18 protein-coding genes and 1 CRISPR repeat array are annotated in these 21,085 nt (G+C 40.7%); of the genes, 9 read left to right on the top strand and 9 right to left on the bottom strand.

Features of this window, described 5'->3' with window-relative positions:
• The first annotated feature begins 369 nt into the window (after nucleotides 1–369).
• The 3 genes from HUZ36_RS17620 to HUZ36_RS17610 all read left to right on the top strand — a co-directional run bounded on the left by HUZ36_RS17620 (nucleotide 370) and on the right by HUZ36_RS17610 (nucleotide 4,205).
• Nucleotides 370–1,905 (top strand): S8 family serine peptidase, encoded by a 1,536-nt coding sequence (locus HUZ36_RS17620; RefSeq protein WP_125251786.1) that lies wholly within the window; start codon nucleotides 370–372, stop codon nucleotides 1,903–1,905.
• Between the two features lie 93 nt (nucleotides 1,906–1,998).
• A complete protein-coding gene (locus HUZ36_RS17615) occupies nucleotides 1,999–2,841 on the top strand; it encodes a helix-turn-helix transcriptional regulator (protein ID WP_176033550.1) in 843 nt (280 codons plus the stop codon).
• 227 nt (nucleotides 2,842–3,068) lie between these two features.
• A complete protein-coding gene (locus HUZ36_RS17610; protein ID WP_176033549.1) occupies nucleotides 3,069–4,205 on the top strand; it encodes a PepSY-associated TM helix domain-containing protein in 1,137 nt (378 codons plus the stop codon).
• 386 nt (nucleotides 4,206–4,591) lie between these two features.
• Here the strand turns inward: HUZ36_RS17610 and HUZ36_RS17605 are convergent, their stop codons facing one another.
• Both HUZ36_RS17605 and HUZ36_RS17600 read right to left on the bottom strand, forming a co-directional pair.
• Nucleotides 4,592–5,215, bottom strand: a complete 624-nt coding sequence (locus HUZ36_RS17605) for a LysE family translocator (protein ID WP_176033548.1) — start codon at nucleotides 5,213–5,215, stop codon at nucleotides 4,592–4,594.
• 353 nt (nucleotides 5,216–5,568) lie between these two features.
• Entirely contained in the window at nucleotides 5,569–6,462 is an 894-nt protein-coding gene (locus HUZ36_RS17600) for a LysR family transcriptional regulator (protein WP_176033547.1), read from the bottom strand.
• Nucleotides 6,463–6,555: 93 nt separating this feature from the next.
• On the opposite strand from HUZ36_RS17600, the gene HUZ36_RS17595 reads away from it, so the two are divergent.
• Nucleotides 6,556–7,491, top strand: coding sequence for a DMT family transporter (locus tag HUZ36_RS17595; protein WP_147390748.1), 936 nt, complete (start codon nucleotides 6,556–6,558; stop codon nucleotides 7,489–7,491).
• 121 nt (nucleotides 7,492–7,612) lie between these two features.
• Here HUZ36_RS17595 and HUZ36_RS17590 read toward each other — a convergent pair whose 3' ends face one another.
• On the bottom strand, nucleotides 7,613–8,311 hold the full coding sequence (locus tag HUZ36_RS17590) for a substrate-binding periplasmic protein (RefSeq protein WP_176033546.1): 699 nt from the start codon (nucleotides 8,309–8,311) through the stop codon (nucleotides 7,613–7,615).
• A 379-nt stretch (nucleotides 8,312–8,690) separates the two neighbouring features.
• Between HUZ36_RS17590 and HUZ36_RS17585 the strand changes: the two genes are divergently transcribed.
• The 3 genes from HUZ36_RS17585 to HUZ36_RS17575 all read left to right on the top strand — a co-directional run bounded on the left by HUZ36_RS17585 (nucleotide 8,691) and on the right by HUZ36_RS17575 (nucleotide 12,421).
• Nucleotides 8,691–9,041 carry a hypothetical protein gene (locus tag HUZ36_RS17585; RefSeq protein WP_147391283.1) on the top strand — a complete coding sequence of 117 codons (351 nt, stop codon included), beginning with the start codon at nucleotides 8,691–8,693 and terminating at the stop codon, nucleotides 9,039–9,041.
• 294 nt (nucleotides 9,042–9,335) lie between these two features.
• Nucleotides 9,336–11,297, top strand: a complete 1,962-nt coding sequence (locus tag HUZ36_RS17580) for a TonB-dependent receptor plug domain-containing protein (protein WP_176033582.1) — start codon at nucleotides 9,336–9,338, stop codon at nucleotides 11,295–11,297.
• A gap of 299 nt (nucleotides 11,298–11,596) precedes the next feature.
• A complete protein-coding gene (locus HUZ36_RS17575) occupies nucleotides 11,597–12,421 on the top strand; it encodes a hypothetical protein (RefSeq protein WP_128732594.1) in 825 nt (274 codons plus the stop codon).
• Nucleotides 12,422–12,619: 198 nt separating this feature from the next.
• On the opposite strand, the gene HUZ36_RS17570 is transcribed toward HUZ36_RS17575, so the two are convergent.
• Nucleotides 12,620–13,774 carry an iron-containing alcohol dehydrogenase gene (locus tag HUZ36_RS17570; RefSeq protein WP_176033545.1) on the bottom strand — a complete coding sequence of 385 codons (1,155 nt, stop codon included), beginning with the start codon at nucleotides 13,772–13,774 and terminating at the stop codon, nucleotides 12,620–12,622.
• A gap of 397 nt (nucleotides 13,775–14,171) precedes the next feature.
• Between HUZ36_RS17570 and HUZ36_RS17565 the strand changes: the two genes are divergently transcribed.
• Nucleotides 14,172–15,071 (top strand): LysR family transcriptional regulator, encoded by a 900-nt coding sequence (locus HUZ36_RS17565; RefSeq protein WP_147391285.1) that lies wholly within the window; start codon nucleotides 14,172–14,174, stop codon nucleotides 15,069–15,071.
• An 88-nt stretch (nucleotides 15,072–15,159) separates the two neighbouring features.
• Nucleotides 15,160–15,393, top strand: coding sequence for a hypothetical protein (locus HUZ36_RS17560; RefSeq protein WP_128730932.1), 234 nt, complete (start codon nucleotides 15,160–15,162; stop codon nucleotides 15,391–15,393).
• Nucleotides 15,394–15,878: 485 nt separating this feature from the next.
• On the opposite strand, the gene HUZ36_RS17555 is transcribed toward HUZ36_RS17560, so the two are convergent.
• The 5 genes from HUZ36_RS17555 to HUZ36_RS17535 all read right to left on the bottom strand — a co-directional run bounded on the left by HUZ36_RS17555 (nucleotide 15,879) and on the right by HUZ36_RS17535 (nucleotide 20,025).
• A complete protein-coding gene (locus tag HUZ36_RS17555; protein ID WP_176033544.1) occupies nucleotides 15,879–16,745 on the bottom strand; it encodes a helix-turn-helix domain-containing protein in 867 nt (288 codons plus the stop codon).
• A 66-nt stretch (nucleotides 16,746–16,811) separates the two neighbouring features.
• Nucleotides 16,812–17,675, bottom strand: a complete 864-nt coding sequence (locus HUZ36_RS17550) for a helix-turn-helix domain-containing protein (RefSeq protein WP_176033543.1) — start codon at nucleotides 17,673–17,675, stop codon at nucleotides 16,812–16,814.
• A gap of 216 nt (nucleotides 17,676–17,891) precedes the next feature.
• Entirely contained in the window at nucleotides 17,892–18,512 is a 621-nt protein-coding gene (locus tag HUZ36_RS17545; RefSeq protein WP_176033542.1) for a hypothetical protein, read from the bottom strand.
• Nucleotides 18,513–18,615: 103 nt separating this feature from the next.
• Complete coding sequence (locus HUZ36_RS17540; RefSeq protein WP_128730936.1) at nucleotides 18,616–18,927, bottom strand: helix-turn-helix domain-containing protein; 312 nt, start codon at nucleotides 18,925–18,927, stop codon at nucleotides 18,616–18,618.
• A 228-nt stretch (nucleotides 18,928–19,155) separates the two neighbouring features.
• A complete protein-coding gene (locus HUZ36_RS17535; protein ID WP_176033541.1) occupies nucleotides 19,156–20,025 on the bottom strand; it encodes a helix-turn-helix domain-containing protein in 870 nt (289 codons plus the stop codon).
• A 520-nt stretch (nucleotides 20,026–20,545) separates the two neighbouring features.
• Nucleotides 20,546–21,040: direct repeats of the CRISPR family, unit length 32 nt; unit sequence GTTTCAATCCACGCGCCTGCGGGAGGCGCGAC.
• Between the last annotated feature and the right edge of the window lie 45 nt (nucleotides 21,041–21,085).

The following is a 21,085-nucleotide window of genomic DNA, read 5'->3' as shown; positions in this document are numbered from 1 at the left end:
CCCTGTAACCATACACTATATATTTTAACAATTTCTAGAAAATTATCGTAACCTTCTGTCTTTTATACTTATAAAGTTACTTGTCTAATTCTCGTAATGAACTAAGTAGCACTTTACTCAGTGTACCCACAACACTTTGTAAATTTTATTTGTATTATTTGTTTATTTTTTAATCTTGTGTTCTATTATAATGTAACTAGTACGAGTTGATGTACTCAGGTTCAGTTGACTTTGGTTACCCTGATATTCATTTGTTACTTTTTAATCAAATTGAGTTGAATGGTGAGTAGAGTGTCTACAGCAACTGCGCCAAATCGAACTTGTACTAGATAACACAACTAAATAAAACAACATGTAAGGAACAACAAAATGCGTAAATTAAGTGCAATTAGTTTTGCCATTTTAGCGGGCATGACCTCGGTTAATGCTCAAGCGGCTAAGCTCGTTAGCGTAAGTGCTGAAAAAGCAATAGAGAACCAATATATTGTGGTGTTTTCTACACCTTCAGTACTTGATGTAAATGATAGTAAAGCCGTTGCAGCTTTTGCTAAAAAGCAAGCTAACGAGTTGCAAAACAAGCATAATGTCAGCATAACAAGAGAGTTTGGCGGTATCCTTAATGGCGTTGTGATAAACGCATCAGCAAAACAACTCAAAGGGCTAATCCAAAACCCGAATATCGATTATATCGAGCAAGATCAGACTGTCACCGTAACCCCTTCAATTTCTGCAAACGGTGATCAAGCTAACCCAACTTGGGGCTTAGACCGAGTTGACCAACGCAACTTACCCCTCAATTCAAACTATCATTATGATTTTGATGGCACGGGCGTAACAGCGTATGTAATCGATACCGGTGTTCGTATTAGTCACAATGATTTTGGTAACCGTGCCACTCATGGTTATGATTTTGTAGACAATGATAACGACGCAACAGACTGCAACGGTCACGGTACTCATGTAGCGGGTACAATTGGTGGCGGAGAGTATGGTGTCGCTAAAAATGTAAATATTGTTGGCGTACGAGTGTTAGGGTGTAACGGCTCAGGCTCATATTCAGGCGTGATCGCAGGTATTGATTGGGTTAAGAACAACGCTTCAGGCCCTTCAGTTGCTAACATGAGCTTAGGTGGTGGTGCTTCTCAGGCAGTAGATGATGCCGTGAATAATGCTGTGGCAGCAGGTGTTAGCTTTGTTGTTGCTGCGGGTAACGACAATAGCAACGCTTGTAATTATTCTCCAGCACGCGCAGCTAATGCTATCACTGTTGGTTCAACAACAAGTAGCGACGCTCGCTCTAGTTTCTCAAACTATGGTAACTGTCTTGACATTTACGCACCTGGCTCAGGTATCAAGTCTGCTTGGTACAACTCTGACTCAGCAACAAACACCATCAGTGGTACGTCAATGGCTGCACCACATGTTGCAGGTGCAATTGCACTATACTTGGATGAAAACCCAAGTTTAAGCCCATCTCAAGTTGATTCACTGCTTAGCCAACGCGCTTCTAAAGGTAAAGTATCTAACCCTCAAAGTGGTTCGCCAAATGAGTTACTATACACACTTGCCGGAGGCACAGATCCAGACCCTGATCCAGATCCGGTTCCTAAGCTAGAAAATGGACAAGCAGTTACAGCTTCAGGTTCAACGAACCAAGAGTTGCTTTATACAATTGATGTACCTGCTAATGTAACGCTAAACGTGTCTATTTCAGGTGGTTCTGGTGATGCAGACCTTTATGTAAGAAAGGGCGCTGAGCCAACAACAGGTGTATTCGACTGTCGCCCTTACCGCTATGGTAACAATGAATCTTGTACTTCAAATTCAGGCCAAGGTGGCACTTATTACATTAAACTGCGCGGCTATACAAGCTTCTCAGGCGTATCACTAGTTGCAAGTTATTAAGGTAATACGTTATCAATAATTCTCATTTCGTTTGGGATTTATTGAGAAAACACGTACAGTGGTAGCCCTTATTGGGCTGCCACGTTTGTATTGATGAGTATAGTTTTAGATCTCCATTCCAAGTTGTTACAGCAACACTTTTACGATCATGTATCTCAGCATGAGCTGCACACTGAAGTTCCACTGATTTCAACAAGTATCTCCCAAGTTAAATTACGTGGCATTATCTACCATCGTAATGCTCAGGTTGCCTCGTCAATGCCAGAAGATTATGGCAGTCTCATTTTAATCCAAAAAGGGTCGGGATGGTGGCTTACTCAGCAATCCATAAGTGCCGCAGATAACATGCAGCTGATTTTTATTGAAGCAGAGCAAAAGCATATCTTTCACCTGCCAGCACATTATCATGCCATTAGCTTTAACTTTCCTATTAGCTGGTTGGTTAAACATACCGGCAAAAGGCTATCACATGGACAAGCAATCAAAATAACTCCAGCGCTCTCACAGCTATTTACTCAAGCACTATTCGTTAAGCAATTAACTAAAACCCAAGCCCAGTGGCTTGAAGCAAATATTCTTCAAAGCCTGAGCCATGCCCTACAATGTTGTCATCTACACTCACCGCTTACAGCGTTGAAGCAGCTGATAGTTAAACATGCGAGTAATGATGCGCTGTGTATCGATATGTTGTGTGAGTATTCAGGTTGGTCAAAACGGTATATTCATAAGCTTTTTACTCGCTCTGATCTCAGTGCCTCAGAATACTTAATTCGTACACGCTTAAATCACGCTTATTTTGAATTGGTAGAGCAAAATTCATCACTTAACCAAATCGCCATTAACTCGGGTTTTAAGAGCCAAGCGCACTTCAGCCGTCGCTTTAAACAGCTTTTTGCTCTTTCTCCTAAGCAAATTCCACAAAGAGTGCACTCTTAGGCAAAACCTTCCACCACAACATGGTATAATAAGAATCACTCTCATTTTTATAGCAATAAATCACTGGCACTGTGATCGTCGCAACTATCCTAGGTTCGTTATCAACATTGGCCAAACAGAATGATAAAAACCCGTGATGTAAGCAGATTGATATAGATATTCAGCGTATCTAACCTGAGTTTTAGGTAGCGCATCAGCTAAGGTGGTTTAGTTTTTAAAGGATAATAATGCGCAAAACATTATTTAAATGGCACAGCCTAATGGCACTGATCGCAATGTTGCCATTACTCATCATTTCACTCACTGGCAGCATGTTGGTATTCAAATTTGAGATAGATAGCATCCTTCTCAAAGATCAAGCCACCTTGAATTATGTAGGCCAAGATATTCAGCGCAAGCCAATGAAAGAGTTAGTCAATTTGGTTGCCGATGCGCACCCCAACTATGAAATTGGTAGTTGGGAGCTATTTGATGACGGCTACGAGGCCGATAGAGTTTATCTACTAAAACATGGTACTGATACTTGGTTTAAAACCTACCTCGATCCCTACCAAGGAGAAATGCTGAGTACGCCTGTGGGGATACACAGCGACTTTACCGACTTTATACTTCACCTTCATTACACCTTGTTGCTCAACGACAGCAACCGCTATTTTCCAAATATGGGCGTCGCTATCGGCTTATTTATTGCGATTCTGTTTACCTTTTTAGGAGTGTCTGGTTTAATTATTTACCGTCGTTTTTGGCGACGTTTTTTTAGCTTTAGACGACACACTCCAAGAGTAATCTTGTTTTCTGAGTTACATAAATTAATTGGAATATGGAGTGCACCGGTATTACTGTGCCTTGGGATAACAGGTGTCTATTTTAACGCCGTAGATTACTACCATGAGGCTTTTGAACATGATGAAGCTGATCATCATATTGTCAGTCAAGCAATGTTTAATCGCACACTCGACTTTGATGCAATGATGGCGCAGAGCCTTGATGCAATTGGCGGCTTTACCCCCACTTACTGGTTATTTCCGTTTGAACCACAACAAAAACATATCACTATTTTTGGCAGCGTTGCAGATACGAACCCTTTTATTAGTAACTACGCCTCTACTGTAAGCTTCGATGCCACTACAGGCGCACAAATTGCCGTGTATGACATTCGCACAGCAACCTCTCTAGAGAGGATAATTGATAGCTTTAGAAAACTACATTTTGGTCACTTTGCGGGGCTTCCCAGTAAAATTATTTGGTCTTTAATGGGGCTTGCGCCTATTTTACTTGGCTTTAGTGGTGTCTATTTATGGTGGCAACGAAAACGCAAAAAACATCAAAGTCGACGTTTGCGTAATGCCAATTTGCTTAATTAAGTGGTCTATTTTGAGGCGAGAAGATCTTGCCGATAACTCCGCTACCGCGTCCTGCTATCGCTTTGGTACCTACATCCATATAGGCAAGGCAAAAATTTTGCTATTTAGTTGTTCTAAATGAGAAATTTTTAACGCAGTTAGCGTCAGATTTACTCCTTCAAATTGAGCAAGCACTAAGTCAAATTGGTATAAATTCGCTTCTCAGTAAGCTAAGGCAGGGGCAAGGGCTGAGCCGCCACTTTGTTTTTGGACTCGCGTTACGCTATCCCAAATCTGGTCTGCACGCTTTGCTAAAGCTTAGGTACCTAGACCTTCTAGGCTAGACAAATTCACTTCCAATAGGTGAGCTTTGGAAGTGAATTTGAGGCAGCTTCCGCTATGTATAATTAGCGCTCAGCGCTAGCTAAAACACACCCTGCACCAATAAATGTCATGCCAAACATTTTACCAATTACATGACCGGACACCCATTTTATCGCTCGCTTTTTAGCACTTTGAGCCAAAAATGAATACATACATAAACAACAAAAAGAAAGGCACATAAAAGTAGTGACCAGCAACGAAAACTGTGCTAAGAGTGGTGCTGAAGTATCGATAAATTGAGGGAATAACGCCGTTGTAAAGACAATAGCTTTTGGGTTAGTTAACGCCACCAGCACGCCATCTAGATATAGCCTCACTGCACTTTTTTGTTTTTTTACACCATCAGGAAGAGATACTTGATCTAACCCTTTTCGCCATAAGTTGACCCCAATATAAATCAAGTAGAGCGCGCCTAATATTTTCACAACCGTAAATGCCGCTGTTGAGTGGAGCAATAAGCCACTCAAACCAATAACGGCACAGCTCGACATCAGCAACAACCCTGAAACGTTACCAAATACAGTTAGCAACGCCCGCTTAAAACCCACAGCTAAACTATTCGTCGCCACCAACAATGCAGCGGGACCTGGTGTCGCTGTGGCCAGCAGCGCAATTGTACAAAAAGCTAGCCAACTTTCAATTGTCATAAAACCACCTATTTCAGAGATGAGCTTACTCATTTAGACACGGTTTTAACCAGTGCCCAAAATATAGACACTTGCATAATAACCACATCACCGCTCATATTTAAAGCATTTTCAGTAATAAGAAATTAAATAACCTGAGGTTTGGATCAAAGCATGAGCTAGCTCAGTGTTTTTAAGACCATATTCAATTATCCCCTACTCTAGCCAGACTGCTTTGGAGATAACACCGCTTTCGCGTCCTGCTTTTGCTAAGGTACCTACACCTTGTAGGCAAGGCGAATTTACGTACCAATAACTGCCTATTGGAAGTGAATTCAACGCAGTTGGTGCTAAATCTGGCTGCTAGCAAGGCATTAATTATCTGAAGCTCTGATTAAATAATCAATAAATAAGCGTAACCGATATGGCATGTTGTCTCTATCTCGATATAACAAGTGAACCGTTCTCGGTTGCCCAGACCACTTTGGTAGCAAACGAACTAACTTGCCACTTTCTATCCACTCACTAGCCATAAAATAAGGGATAAAACCCACACCAAGCCCTTCAATCACAGCTCGAGAAACAACATGTAAATCATCAGCTTCTAGTCTAGCGGGAGGCAAAGGCGTATAGCTAAATTTTTCACCGGTGGTGGTCTCAACCAACTCCCAAACCCTGACAGGGTTACTTAAAATAACAGGCAGCTTTTGTAGTTCTTTAGGGTGGCTAATTGTATTTGCTTCAATTAAAGCTGGACTACTACACACTATTGACTTTACTTGCTTCAACGGCCTGCTTATCCAATCAAGCGGAACCTCGTCACAGGCTCTGAAAGCGAGGTCAATATGCTCTTTTTCAAGATCAATATTTTTATTAGACAGTGAAAGGTTAATAGATATTTTTGGGTATTCGCGCAAGAATGCATTAAAGATATGCGCTAACTTATATTGAGTAAAATTATTCGGTGCTGACACGTTAATCGTCCCACTCGCCTCTCCTTTTTCATCAAATAGCGCATCACCTGCACTTTGCAATGCTTCTAATAATCCGCCACAGCGCTGAAAATATTGCACACCGCTTCCTGTTAATGTCACTCTATGCGCATCACGATTCAGTAATCGCAATTGTAATGATTGCTCTAAGCTTTTGATACGTCTGCTTAATGTAGAAATAGGCATACTCAATTCAAGCGCTGCTTTACTAAAGCTACCTTGCTTCGCAACGACCCAAAATAGTCGCATATCATCTAAAGAATAGTTAATTTTCATATTTGGAATCTAATATATCAAAAACGCTTATATCTTGTTGATATTGGAATATATAAACTTATCTTAATTTCATTCAATTAGTTACCCATTTATATGAAAAAAAATGCCATTATCGTAATGATGCTTGTATGTGCATTCTCTTGGGGCAGCGTATTCCCCTTAGCAAAAGTTGTACTCCAAGATATGTCAGGCTTATCGCTGTCCATTTGGCGCTTTGCGATTGCTGTTTCTAGCCTTTTAGTTTTTATGTATATAACCAAAAAGCGCATAGTTTCATTATCACTAACTCAGTATCTTGCGTTAGCAGTCATCGGCTCTATTGGCATTGGAGGGTTAAACTTTGCTCTGTTCTCTGGACTGGAGCACACATCAGCCACTAATGGCGCGTTAATCATGGCTTTAAGCCCCATTGTTACTGCACTTCTGGCAGCCATCGTTGATCAAACCTCCTTGCGGAAATTACAGCTGTGCCAACTTGGCATCGCCTTATCAGGGGTTTTATTGGTCATTACCAAGGGTGATTTAAACAGCCTTATCAATCTAACAATCAATAGAGGCGATGTGACTATTCTCATCGGTATGTTGGCTTGGTCATGCTACACGGTCTGTGCATCCAAGGTATCGCATTGGTTAGCCCCCCTTGAATTTTCATTAATAACGATGGCTATGGGACTGACGACCTTGTTAATAATTAGCTTGTTTAGGGCAGAAGTAACACCTTGGGAATCGTTTATCACTTTGCCTAACTTCTCATTGGCGAGTTTAATTTACATCGGCGTCTTTGGCACCGTGGTTGGATACCTGTGCTGGAACAGTGGAGTGAAAGCGTTTGGCTCCGCAAAAGCCTCGTTATACTTCAACTTGGTGCCGGTATTTGCTGCTTTGGTTTCTGCGTTGATGGGACAAGCAGTCAGCGCAATTCAGTTAATGGGGATGTGTGTTGTATTAACTGGATTAATGATGCCTACCCTACTGCGCTTTATTAATACCAAATATGCAGCTGTCACAGCCTCAAAAATTAAAAGTTAAAATTGGATAATGGCTCTTTTATATTAGTTGGGGTATTACTTCAATTGATAGCAGCATCAGGGTGAAATTCTGCATTGAGCAGTCGCTGCCATTGGCGATCCCACTCTCTAGAGCGCTTTAGCTAGCTTAAGCCTTTGTTAAAATCGTTTTTCAACACCAGGCTACCCTCTCGAGATTTAGGAAATAAAGCGTGGGCGGTGTAGGCCAAAAATGGTTTGTCGCTCGCATGAATTAACGTGGCATGCTCTGGTGTAAAGGCTTTAATGAGCAGCGCCTGCATCGCGACATCACTTAGCAGCACCAAGTCAACGCGGTCGTTGAATAGCATGTTTAAGCTGTGTTTATCATCCGTCACCATCAACACATCCAACTCACCTTGCTCTACTGCTTTATGAAACTCTGGCACATATTCATACCCCAATGTTGCACCAATCCGAAACTTTTTCAGATCATATATGTTTTCCCATTTTGGCAAAGGAGTTGTCTTTCTAAAATAGGCGAGCAAATTGCCTTTATAAATCTCATCGCTACAATAAAACGAATCAGCATATTCAGGCTCACACACCCAGTAAGACGCCATATCAAATTGCCCCAAGTTAGTTGATTGAAAGCTACGCTTCCAAGGCAAATACTCAAAGTGTACTTGGTAGCCTTGGCTTTCTAGTGCTAGACGGATGATATGGTTAACAAAACCATCGTTTGCAAGTTGCTTGCCCGTATATGGAGGGTATTCTCCGGTGGCAACCGTTACTACACGCTTAGGTTGAGCCGAAGCGAACAATGAACAAGCCAATAAAATTAAACTCAAAAGTTGAATCATTGTTTCTTCACTATAAAAAACGTCTCTTTTAACTATAGTTGCTTTTTCGAACACCTTCTTCCATAAGCTAATTGCCAGCTTTAATACCAATTTTCTTAATTAACTGGTCTATTTTGAGGCGAGAAAATCTTGTCGATAACTAGGCAAAAATTTTGCTATTTAGTTGTTCTAAACAAGAAACCTTTAACGCGGTTAGCGTCAGATTTACTCCTTCAAATTGGTATAACTCCCGCCTTTTGTGGTTGAAATAGCGTGTTAGCGATGTGCAAATAACACATAGACACCCAAAGACTTCACTTATCACGTAAAAGCTCTTACAATACCGAGGCCATTTTTGTTGCAGATAGTTATGTATAACCCATTGTCAAAGCTAGTTTTAATGATAACGTTATTGGTTGCCCTTGTTGGCCAAACCATGGCTTTTGACTTTGTAGGCAGCAAGGTTTCAGCTTCAATCATAGAAGCAGCCGAGCATCAAACTGTAGTATTGAGCGATGGTAACCTGTCTACAGATACCGATGACTGTTGTGATACACAGTGCTGTGAAAATGACTGCATTTGTCCAGACAACGCATGTACTACATTTGTTTTCATCACACTTCGGCTCAACGTTCCATATCGATTACATACTCATGACCTAGATATTGGTCTGACGCATCGGTACACCGGACGGCATGTGCCGCCCCTTGAACGACCACCTATTTTACCTTCTCCATTAATACCGATATAGCCTGAACCTCAGGTTTTATATCCCGTAGGCTAACTACAACCAATACAAAATAATACCAATGTGCGTAGCCGTCAGTGTGCAACGGACACAGCATGCGTTGTAATACCACTTTGTTTTAATACTTGCTCAACTTGAGGGAGTAATACCAATTAGACTTAATAAAGCAAATTGGTAAAAGCAGAATATGTTGCAACTGAACTTTACAGCTTGAGTGCTTGGTATTGCTATTCAAATGAAGTAGACATTGCTAAACGTTGGTGTCACACCCAACGCTTTGTATTATTAGAGGTAAAAATGCGATATACATACTCTCCAGTGGCACTCGCCATCCTATTAGCTCCATCTATATCTCATGCTGGAGAACAGCATCACCATGAACATGACGACAATAAAATTGAAAAGATTCAAGTAACGGCATCACGCTTAGGACGGATCGTAACCGAGTCAGCAACAAGAACAGAGATTATAAATGGTGAGGAAATCCAAGAAAAAGCCCTAATGCGTCCGGGTAATATTTCAATGTTAGTTGCCGAAACAGGCGGAGTGCGAGTACAAAATACCTCCCCAGCCCTTGGCAGCGCCAATATTCGTCTACAAAGTTTATATGGTAGATACACCCAGTTATTGAGTGATGGATTGCCACTCTATGGCGGGCAAACAGCTTCAATTGGGTTATTGCAAATCCCGCCCACTGATTTAGCCAACGTTGAAATCATCAAAGGCTCAGCCTCCTCGCTTTATGGTGGCTCCGCACTTGGTGGAGTGATTAATTTGATCTCTCGTACTCCTTCAGATGAATTTGAAGGAGAAGTATTACTCAATGCTACATCAAAAAGTGGTCAAGACATCACTTCGTACTTCGCAGCACCTATTCATGACACCACAAGCATGTCATTAACTGCTGGGATACACCATCAAGCTCAACAGGATTTAGATGATGATGGCTGGCTTGATATGGCAGGATATGAACGTGCAACAGTTCGCCCTCGTCTATATTGGGAAGGTGAAGACGGGGAAAGCTTGTATTTTACGCTTGGCGCAATGACAGAAAATCGTGAAGGCGGTACTCGAGAAGGAGCAACACTAGCTGATGGTAACCCCTTTGTTCAAAGTCAGGACTCACAAAGCATAGACGCTGGCTTTATCTTTGATAAGCCACTGGCACAAACACTGAGCCTAAACCTACGAGGCTCGATGATGCACCAAGAGCATGATCACATTTATGGTATCGTTGAAGAAAATGACACCCATGAAAGCTACTTAATTGAGTCTAGCGTATCCGGGTATAACGACCATATTGCATGGCTTATTGGTATGGCATATCAAGAAGATAGCTTTGATTCACAGGACTTTTCAACTTTTAATTATCGCTATCAGGTGCCGGGATTATTTTCACAGGTAGATTATGAAGCAAGTGAAGATCTTGCTGTGTCATTGAGCGCGCGTACGGATTGGCATAATGAATTCGGCACTCAGTTTAGCCCGCGTATTTCGGTATTATACAACCCGGAACATTGGATTATTCGAGGCTCTTACGGACAAGGTTTTTTTGCCCCAACACCTTTTATTGAAGACATCGAAGATACGGGCTTGTCACGCCTTATGCCCATCACCGATCTTGAGGAGGAGGAAGCAACAACTGCCTCTATTGACCTAAGTTATGTCACTGATAAATTTGAGAGCAGCATTACTTTATTTTCCTCTGACGTTGAAAATGTCACGGCGCTAGAAGTTGTTAATTCGAATACGCCTTCACAGCAGCAACAGGTTCGCTTAATAAATACGAGTGGCCAGAGCGAAATACGGGGCGCAGAGTTACTACTGCGTTATCGTTGGCACGATATCAAATTCACAGGAAGCTATTTATACACAGATGCTACTAAAAACAGCATGTTCGATGCCTCTCGCGTACCACTTTATTTAACCCCAACACACACCGCTGGTGCAGTTATCATGTGGGAGAAACATGGCAGCCACTTATTGGGTTTTGAAGCTTACTACACGGGCACACAACACCTTGAAAACAACCCATACCGAACCAAAAGCGATGCCTATTGGCATCTCGGTCTACTTGGGCAAATTACAGTGGGAAATATTAGCTATTTTCTGAACGCAGAAAATTTACTCAATGTAAGGCAAACTAAAGAGGAACCGCTGCTGTTAACTGCACAAGCGCCAAGTGGCCGCTGGACAACTGACATTTGGTCACGCAATGATGGATTTACCGTCAACGCCGGGATACGAATAAAATTTTAACCTTAATGATTCTTTAACAAAAATAGAGTAAACTACCTAAACTTAGTCATTTTTGATTAACTAAAAAACAAAAGACAATGTTAATTCATTACTTTTAAAATAACATGTTAAATCAATGGCTGAGTTTACGTAGTTAACCTGGGGCTGGATAAAAAGAGCACTAAGTCCTTGCGGGTTGTGTTCACCCCATTTAACTAGCACGCTTGGAGAATAGCTTCACGTATCAAAAGCGTGCCTCGGGATAGTTATCCAAATCTCAGGTTAGTTAATAACTATATGTGTTAATAAGGATTATTTTAATGAAACTTAGTTCAATCGCCGCAATAGTCAGTCTAACGCTATGCAGTGCAACATTTTCTGTTGGTGCTACCGAACAAGAAGAAAAAACAGCAACAATCGGCGAACAAATCTTAGATAAAGTAAAAAGCAAACTATTAAATGGTTTTGGCTCTTTACTTGCCGACGCTGTATTTGGCTCTGGTGGCCCGCAATACGTAATGCTTAGCGAAGAAAGCCTACAAGCGATACAAGATAGAGTTAGAAAGGAAATTGTTCGTGATGCTGAGTATGACTTTATTGCAGAGTTTCGCAGTGTAGAAGCAAGCTTAAAACATTATGGAGATACCGTAAAATACAAGGGTGAAGATCCAGTGTTATTAGGTGGTCTGTTAATTAAAGCCAATGATTTAATTAACCACAGAGCACTTAACAGTCGCTATAATGATGACTTTTTCTACCTTGCTGATACCTACGCGCTAGCTGCATCTGTAGTAGTTGCAATATATACTGAGCGTCACTTAGCAGGGCTGGTACCTAAGTCTACCGTCGTGACCGCAGCAAGAAATTTAGCCAACCAACTCAGCACAATGCTCGCACAGAAAAAACAAGCCGATCTCCCACTTAGATCAGGCTGTGACGACCCAGACCCTTATGATCAAGCGGTTGAATATAGATGCTGGCTAAGAGACCCGTACGGTAATCACCTAGCGTCTTATGTGGTTGAACCTCAGTACCCTGAAGACCATGCTTATTGGGAGAGTAGAAAAGCACAAGCTGAGCTGGAATACAAACAAACAAAGTTTGATAAGATCCAAGCCGTTATCGACCAGTTAAGAAACCTGTAACGTATCGCATACTCGCGTACATTATAAATATGCTGAACGTGGCATAACTTTAACTTTTAGCTAAAGCGATATTACGCTGTTAACCATAGCTATTTTAGTTGATTAACTCCCTTTTATGCTAAGTTCAAGTTAAGTAAAAAAGCCAGTGACGCTATCACTGGCTTTTATTTTGATGCAATAGCTATATTACCTAAGCTGTTACAGCGCTAATCCTAGTATTTGCGCTGCTTTTTCTAAATCGATATCGCCGTGCTCACCCAAAGCAGTCATGCCGTTCTTTTCAAGATTAGCAACTACCGCCGAGATTGCTTTTTCGTCCAAATCGTAGTCTGTTAAACGCGTTTTAACTAGCATCGCTTCAAAAAAGTCTTGCACTGCTTTGATTGTTTTATCAATTTGCACCGCCGTGTCGGCTTCGTTAATATCAAAAACACGCTTACCTAACTGCTGGATTTTCTCTGCTTTTTGCTCTTTCTGTACATACATAAGCGCTGGCAAAACAATAGCAAGCGTTTGTGCATGATCTAGGTTGTATAGTGCGGTCAACTCATGCCCTATCATATGTGTAGACCAATCTTGTGGTACACCTTGACCAATTAAGCCATTTAACGCCATGGTAGCCGACCACATCACATTAGCTCTGACATCATAGTTTTCAGGCTCGCTCAGTGCTTTTGGACCTTCAGTGATGAGTGTTTGTAAAATACCTTCTGCAAATCTATCTTGTAGCGGCGCGTTTACCGGATAAGTCAGATATTGCTCAATTACATGAACAAACGCGTCTACTACACCGTTACTTACTTGACGAGGCGGTAACGAGTAGGTGTATTCAGGGTCAAGTACTGCAAACTGTGGTTGTACTGTGGGCGATGAAAATGCGCGCTTCTGCGAAGTGGCCTTTTTTGTCACCACTGAGTTGCCGTTACTTTCTGAACCTGTTGCTGGTAAAGTCAATACCGCTCCGATAGGTAAAGGGTCGCTAAAGCTTGCACCTTTAACCAAAATATCCCACGGCTCACCATCAAAATGATAGGCAGCTGCAACGAACTTTGCACCATCAATCACGCTACCACCACCCACAGCAAGAATAAAGTTGACGTCGTGCTCCTTTGCCGTGGTCACCGCCTGCATTAATGTTTCGTAGGTTGGATTAGGCTCTACCCCCCCAAACTCAATGACATCAACACCAGCCAGTGCGCTCATTGCTTGGTCGTATACCCCATTCTTTTTGATAGAACCACCGCCAAACAGCAATAGCACTTTTGCTTGCTCTGGTAATCTTGATGTTATTTCACTCATTTGGCCTTTACCAAAGAGGATTTCGGTTTGGTTTTTAAATACAAAATTAAGCATGCTTAATTCCTCTGTGTTGTCTATACGGTAGATATAACGTTCATTCTCTACACTTTGGCTCATTCTCAGTGTAGTTTTTATTGATTTTTGTCTTATTGTCGCCTGTCTGCTACTGGTTGTGGCTTAATCGCGCCCAATACTTGCAATAGCGATAAATATTTTTATGTTTAGGCGAGTAACCAAAAACAGTGAGAGCCTGCAAGCTATGCAAGGCGGTATTCGACATTGCACCACTACTCTTTTAATACAAAGCGCTGTAAATAAAGCACGGCGATTTAAAAGTCTGATATCGTTGCGCTTTACCTGTGTTAATGGAAGCATAATACGTGATTTGCGAATTGAGGAGAATTCGGATAAGTTTGGAGGAGCAATCAGAATTCTTATGGCTTAATATGTTATGTCCCATCTAACCCAGTTAAAAACCTTTGTTGAAGTGTACCGCTGCAAAAATATTACCAAGGCTGCTGCCAATTTAGGCATGTCGCAACCCGCAGTCACGGCACATATTCAAACAATGGAATCAGTGGTCGGAAAAGCCTTATTTGAACGCCAAGCAAGAGGCGTAAAACCAACTCCAACAGCACATGACTTAGCACTTCAGGTATCTAGTCATATTGACATTTTAGAGCAGAAGATAACCTCTATACGGGCGAGATCAGAGGCTGTGTTTGGAACACTAAACATTGCAGGCCCTGCTGAATACATCAGCTTTGTGTCGGGCCCACAAATTGCTAATTTACTCCAAGCAGGTAATATCAATGTAGTGCTACATATCGGCAATAAGATTAATATTTTTGATGCGTTGCTCAACGATACCGCAGATATTGCAATTGCTGCATCAACCCCCGATCCTGCAATATTCGACTATCTAGTGTTAGATAAAGAGCAACTATGGCTCGTCATGAATCGTCTAGAAGGACGAGAGATCCAAGACCGTAAGATCACCGCAGAGTTACTCTCAACCTATAATGTTGTAACTTACGATCAAGACTTGCCACTAGTACGACAATATTTTGACCGCGTATTTAATGCCAGCTGTAACTCCAATGTTATTGCAATTTGTCCAGACATTCGCGCCATCGCACACATTATCCGCTCGGGCATTGGTTATTCAGTACTACCAGACTACTTATGCCGTGATTTAATTAAAGCTGGAGAGCTTATCCAATTGGGATCTGTTGGCCCAGAGAACAACATCTACTTAGTATGGAAAAAAGGCGCTTTGAAGCACCCGCGTATTGCATTTGCAAAAGATGTCATCTCTGCATTTGCAAATATTAACTACCTATCGAATTAAAAACTTGTAAAAAATAATTCTCCGCAGATTTTTTCTCGGTTTCCCTGTTACTTTCATGTGAACGAATAGAGACGGGGTTGGAACAACAATGGACTATCAAAGCCAATATCGTGACTTAACAATTTATTATAACGCGCTAAAAAAAGCGACCAAACAAAATGGTGCAGTACCAGACACAACGCTAAAGTGGCTCAGGCTGGTTGAAACGACATTATTTGAATTACAGGAGCTTGCCCACATGGAAAAAGCCTATATTCAAAAATCAAGAACCATGAATAACCTGATTGAAATGGTATACTCTAGTGCGCCAAATCTAGAATAATCACCGTGCGGTTCGATTATAAAGCAAATAAAAAAGGTGCAGTTAAAAGCACCTTTTTTATTAAAACTGGCGAGCCTAATCTTAGGACGGAAAAACAGTCAGCTTATAGCAATTTTCTTAATTAAGTGATCTATTTTAAGGCGAGAAAATCTTGTCGATAACACCGCTTTCACGTCCTGCTCACGCCGAGGTACCTACGTCCTGTAGGCAGGCAAAAATTTTGCTATTTAGTTGTTCTAAATAAGGATTTTCTAACGCTGCTCACGTCAGACTTACTCCTTCAAATTGAGCAAGTATTAAGTCAAATTGGTATTACTTATCTAGTCAGTGCATTTTAGCAGTAAGTATGAGTTTATTCCTCGTAGCTAAAACCCTGTAGACAAGGTCAATTTACTCCCCCCATCAATACAATAACCAGCTGCTGGAATCTAATTTACGTACCAATACAGTAGCTAACCGCTATACCGTTATGAACTCTTCAAAGCTCAAATTAAATGCTGTGGATTTTGTAATGGTTGCTGTCGAACAATAAAGCCAATATAAAGTACCGCTACACACAACAACATAGGTAGTGCTTTTAAATACTCAAAATAATCATAAAAGAAAGTTACTTCCCAAAATATTTTTGCGAACTCTTCGTTAACACCCACCTTCTCAAGGTTACGAATGAAGTTTTCAACTAGCGCAAGTAAATCTACAGTAGTCATAAACATTACCAAAAAATATAGTGGCCCTTCTGCGTAATTCTTCTCAAAAGCAGTGCAAGAGCTTCCTCGACTAACCAATACAAGTAAAACTTGTCTATTTTTTAATAACGAAAGTAAAACTATATTAATACATAACTGAATCCCAAAAGCAGAAGTATTTTGTATGAAGTTACTTTCAACATTTGGAAAAATTAAGTACTTAATAATAGCGATCATGAAAACATCTAGGCTAAATATAGCTGCAAAAATTAACGCTAAAGATGCACAACTCCTATCACTTCGGAAAAGAATTAAAAGTATACAGATCAAACTACAAATAATAGGCTCAAATACCAGCGAGCTTAATGCTGTAGTCATTATTAATGTTACGAGCGTGCTCTTATCTTTCAAGTTATTTGGATATAACCTCGAGAGCGTCTCTGTATCATCCAAAATATCAGCAAGTCTTACGCGGCATAAATCTGCAAACTTTAATAACGTCCCCAGCTTAAAAGAACTTGCACCACTCAAATAATTGTCCAATGTACGTGTGCTAATATCTAAGTGCCGACATATTGTCTCTTTCGACATGCCTCTACGATGCTTAAGCCCTTGGATTAAATGTCCGACTCGCTGACTGACTTCATACTCTTCTGGTGTTTGCATCGGCTTACGTTCTTTCCCTTATATCCGTTACATTAAACGAGCTTTAAAGCAGTTATCTTCACCGGGTTACCAACTGTTCAGGCTAGCTTTATTATCTTTACGTGCGATTATTGCTGTAAACAGTACCATTACACATGCCCAAGTTGGAGCAGCCTTAAGGTACTCAAAATAATCATAAAAAAAAGTCACTTCCCAAAAAGCTTTAGCAACACTTTCTTCAACACCCAGCCTTTCCAGATTGCGAAGAAAATTCTCCATGAGCGCTAAAAAGTCGACTGATGCTAAGGTAAGAACCAAAAAATAAACGGTTGCCTCTATAGGGCTTCTCTCGAGCACAGATGCAGAGCGACCCCTCGTCACCAAAACACTTAAAAACGCTCTATTTTTAAGCATAAAAAGTAGCAGTAAATTTATACAAAGCTGCAAACCAAAGGCATAAATATTTTCAAAGTAGTAACTTTCAACAGCAGGAAAGATAATAAATTTCAAGCAGTAGGCGACGATAACCTCTAGCATAAAAGCAATAACAAATATGCCAATGACACTTTGACTATTTTTATCTTTATTAGCGTAGAAAAACAACACGCAAAGAATTATCAGTATAATATTTTCAAAGAAAAACAAGCTCCAGATAGAGCTAAAACAAACAATTAGAATACTAAACTTATCTTTTAACTTATGAGGGTGTAATCGCGATAACGCTTCTGTTTCATCTAAGATATCAGCCAGTCTGATACGGCATAAATCTGCAAACTTTAATAAGGTACCTAGCTTAAAAGAGCTTACGCCGCTTAGGTAATTGTCCAATGTGCGTGTACTAATCCCCAAATGCTGACATATTGTCTCTTTCGACATGCCTCGACGATGCTTTAGCCCTTGGATTAGCTGTCCGACTCGCTGACTGACTTCATACTCTTCTGGCGTTTGCATCGTCCTGATACTCTTTTGACTAAATTTAACACAGGCTTTGAATGAGAATCATACTATAAAAGCTGAGAGACACTCCAAAATTAACATTTTGGATTTAAAAGCAGAAGCCCCAGTCAGGTTATAAATATGATCAGTTTCAACTTAATTTGGAAGTGATTAATAAAAGCTGGGGAATGCAATTCAATAGCCGTAACAACTACATTCAAAATACATTAACTAGCTTTGTATTGGTTGCCTTTTCGTTCTAACAACTAACCCAACGTACAGCAGGGCTACACACAACAACATTGGTATTGCTTTAAAGTATTCAAAGTAATCATAAAAAAAGGTCACTTCCCAAAAAGTTTTAGCTAACTCCTCATTTACCCCTATTCTGTCCAAATTGCGCAAAAAGTTTTCCATAAGAGCCAAACCATCAACAACGGCTAAGATAATCACTAATAAATATAATGGGCCTTCAGCATAATTTTTTTCAAACACAGTTGCTGATTTTCCGCGAGTGAGTAAGACAGCTATCGTCATTCGATGCTTCAATAAAAATAGTAGTGTTAGGCTTAATAATAAACATGTGGCAAAAGCAACTGTATTACCGATAAAGTTATCATTTACAGCAGGGTATATTATGGTTTCAAGCGTATACATGGCAATTGAAGACAGAACAAAAACAGCAGCAAAGCAAAGTGTTAATAGCTGACTGTTATCATCATTTTTTGATATAAGAACCAATAAAATTAAGGTCAAAGACATCATAATCTCAACAAGCGGTGCACTCGCGAATGTAACCAAGCCAGCTGCAACTAAGCTCGTCAATAACGCTAATTTAAATAAACTTTTCATATTCTGCCCCTAACTACCACTGCTTTTATCAGCCTTTTCGACCCTTGGCCCATCATTTTTAGAAGTACCAACTCCTCCATTAACCAGCTTACACAATGAACGGCTAAGGACTATTTTTATCGGCTTGTTCAGTTCTGCATTCATTGTTCTCTTCCTCATTTTTCTCTCCGTACAGGCCTGAGAGCTTATCTGTATCTTCTAAAATATCCGACAGCTTTACTTTACAGATTTCAGCAAACCTAAGCAATGTACCAAGCTTAAACGAGCTGGAGCCATTTAAGTAATTGTCTAAAGTTCTGTTACCCACGCCGATACGGCGGCTGACTTCTTCTCTCGTCAAGCCTTTTTTACGTTTTAGCCCTTGTATCAGTCGGCCGATACGCTGGCTTACCTCATATTCTTCTGGCGTCTGCATCGCCCCACCATATCTCTCATTCGCCCCACTTAAAGTTAACCAAAAGTTTACACATGGTTAAATTTAAAGACAAGTAGGTGACGGTATTATTTATAGGCGGGTCGACACAAGAACACCTACTTCCAACCAAATATCTTATCACTATCTTGTTAATTTTGGTATAAATGGATTTTAAAAAATACTCATTATAAAGAAGTGTAAAATCTATTTTACTTAATTATTTTCATACTAACTTGCTATTGCATCCTCGCGGCTCGCCGATCTTTTTCTAGTTTCGACCCCCATGTACAATACTGATAATATCATTAATGAAGGGATTGCCTTAAAATACCAAAAATAATCGTAAAAAAAGGTGACTTCCCAAAATTGTTGCGCTATTTCAAGTGGTACTCCTAACCGTTCACTACTACGAATAAAGTTTTCAATAAGCGCCGCAAAATCTACAAACATCAAGCAGCAAGCTAAAGAGAATAGCGGGGCATCAACATAATTTCGCTCAAAAATGCTAGGCACTTTACCCCTTGTTACCCAAGCAGCTATCAACATTCTGTGTTTTATCGATAGCGCCATCATGGTACTGAGTAATAAATGCAAGCTAAAAGCGTAAGTATTCTGCATATAATAGCTCTCAGCCATAGGAAAAATGATGTAATTAAGACAATAACCTGAAATCAACGTTAGGAAATAAATCACAAGTAGTATAGAGATAATACTTAAACTATTCTTATCTTTATGTGCGTAGAAGAATAACGCAACCAATAATAAAAAGACTGTCGACTCAAATACCATTACGCCTGCTAATGAGCCAAGCAATATGGTAAATATACCTCCTTTGTCTTTCATGTTTTTTGAGTACAAACGCGACAGCGCATCTGTGTCATCTAAAATATCTGCAAGTTTTACTTTACATAAATCGGCAAGTTTTAGCAGCGTACCGAGCTTAAAAGAGCTAACCCCACTTAAATAGTTGTCTAACGTACGAGTGCTAATTTCCAAGCGTTTACATATTGATTCACGGGTCATACCACGTGTATCTTTTAGGCCAGCAATTAACCGACCAATACGTTGGCTTACCTCATACTCTTCAGGTGTTTGCATTGTACTACCATGATTGTGTTGCTATCCTTTTACATTTAACCCAAACATTACATTTAGTTAATTATAAAGACAAGTCTCTCACGATAAAGTACATAGATAAAATTGCAAAAGTACACTATCGAAGAGGCAAAATGCCAATATGTTAACAAGCATACCAGCCCCTAACATGGAAAATACTCTACACTTCACCATCACAGTAAGTACAATTACAACCTCACCTATACAATAAAATTTTGAAATAAAAGCTAACTTTTTAGCAGCCAATAATCGTCATGAACTTTGCAAAAGCAATTAAGAACGTGTTAGCTATTTTGTAAATAGTATGACAAAGTAGAGGAGTGCGGCAGTGTTTCCAATGGGTAACGGTTATACACAGTATATGATGTGAGTTCGAGTCTCGCCCTGCCGCCATCTCCTCTTTTGAATAAGAACGCGATAACATATCAAAAACCCATTACGTCTCCTTTACCAAACAAAGACACAATCAGCTTAAACACTGAATTTCACATTACTCACTGAGGTTGTAATCCACGCGCCTGCGGGAGGCGCGACCATCACGGGCTAAATCGCTGGTCGCGTTTGCAGTGTTTCAATCCACGCGCCTGCGGGAGGCGCGACGTTTGCTGCAATGGCAGCTGATGGCCGATTGCAAGTTTCAATCCACGCGCCTGCGGGAGGCGCGACAAGCATGTGTCGTTTGATTGCACCAGGCTTTACTTGTTTCAATCCACGCGCCTGCGGGAGGCGCGACCCATCCACGCAGCGCAATGATGACATCCCCCATAGTTTCAATCCACGCGCCTGCGGGAGGCGCGACCAATTCGTGAAGCAATTAATGTTATGGGTAGTCAGTTTCAATCCACGCGCCTGCGGGAGGCGCGACATGCTGCTTTTGGTCACCCGTAGCGGCGGAACTAGTTTCAATCCACGCGCCTGCGGGAGGCGCGACGAGACATTATTAAGAAACGTCACCTAGATGAGCTGTTTCAATCCACGCGCCTGCGGGAGGCGCGACTAGCCATTGCAATATAGGATTGATGACAAATGAGTTTCAATCCAC

The sequence above is a fragment of the Pseudoalteromonas sp. McH1-7 genome, assembly GCF_013366255.1.
Lineage (GTDB): Bacteria > Pseudomonadota > Gammaproteobacteria > Enterobacterales > Alteromonadaceae > Pseudoalteromonas > Pseudoalteromonas peptidolytica.
Note: the sequence above shows the minus strand (reverse complement) of the source record. Positions and strands in the feature narration are given on the sequence as shown.

Coding starts and splice junctions, on each gene's coding strand:
- HUZ36_RS17620 (WP_125251786.1), top strand. CDS start 370: ATGCGTAAATTAAGTGCAATTAGTTTTGCCATTTTAGCGGGCATGACC.
- HUZ36_RS17615 (WP_176033550.1), top strand. CDS start 1,999: ATGAGTATAGTTTTAGATCTCCATTCCAAGTTGTTACAGCAACACTTT.
- HUZ36_RS17610 (WP_176033549.1), top strand. CDS start 3,069: ATGCGCAAAACATTATTTAAATGGCACAGCCTAATGGCACTGATCGCA.
- HUZ36_RS17605 (WP_176033548.1), bottom strand. CDS start 5,215: ATGACAATTGAAAGTTGGCTAGCTTTTTGTACAATTGCGCTGCTGGCC.
- HUZ36_RS17600 (WP_176033547.1), bottom strand. CDS start 6,462: ATGAAAATTAACTATTCTTTAGATGATATGCGACTATTTTGGGTCGTT.
- HUZ36_RS17595 (WP_147390748.1), top strand. CDS start 6,556: ATGAAAAAAAATGCCATTATCGTAATGATGCTTGTATGTGCATTCTCT.
- HUZ36_RS17590 (WP_176033546.1), bottom strand. CDS start 8,311: ATGATTCAACTTTTGAGTTTAATTTTATTGGCTTGTTCATTGTTCGCT.
- HUZ36_RS17585 (WP_147391283.1), top strand. CDS start 8,691: ATGATAACGTTATTGGTTGCCCTTGTTGGCCAAACCATGGCTTTTGAC.
- HUZ36_RS17580 (WP_176033582.1), top strand. CDS start 9,336: ATGCGATATACATACTCTCCAGTGGCACTCGCCATCCTATTAGCTCCA.
- HUZ36_RS17575 (WP_128732594.1), top strand. CDS start 11,597: ATGAAACTTAGTTCAATCGCCGCAATAGTCAGTCTAACGCTATGCAGT.
- HUZ36_RS17570 (WP_176033545.1), bottom strand. CDS start 13,774: ATGCTTAATTTTGTATTTAAAAACCAAACCGAAATCCTCTTTGGTAAA.
- HUZ36_RS17565 (WP_147391285.1), top strand. CDS start 14,172: ATGTCCCATCTAACCCAGTTAAAAACCTTTGTTGAAGTGTACCGCTGC.
- HUZ36_RS17560 (WP_128730932.1), top strand. CDS start 15,160: ATGGACTATCAAAGCCAATATCGTGACTTAACAATTTATTATAACGCG.
- HUZ36_RS17555 (WP_176033544.1), bottom strand. CDS start 16,745: ATGCAAACACCAGAAGAGTATGAAGTCAGTCAGCGAGTCGGACATTTA.
- HUZ36_RS17550 (WP_176033543.1), bottom strand. CDS start 17,675: ATGCAAACGCCAGAAGAGTATGAAGTCAGTCAGCGAGTCGGACAGCTA.
- HUZ36_RS17545 (WP_176033542.1), bottom strand. CDS start 18,512: ATGAAAAGTTTATTTAAATTAGCGTTATTGACGAGCTTAGTTGCAGCT.
- HUZ36_RS17540 (WP_128730936.1), bottom strand. CDS start 18,927: ATGCAGACGCCAGAAGAATATGAGGTAAGCCAGCGTATCGGCCGACTG.
- HUZ36_RS17535 (WP_176033541.1), bottom strand. CDS start 20,025: ATGCAAACACCTGAAGAGTATGAGGTAAGCCAACGTATTGGTCGGTTA.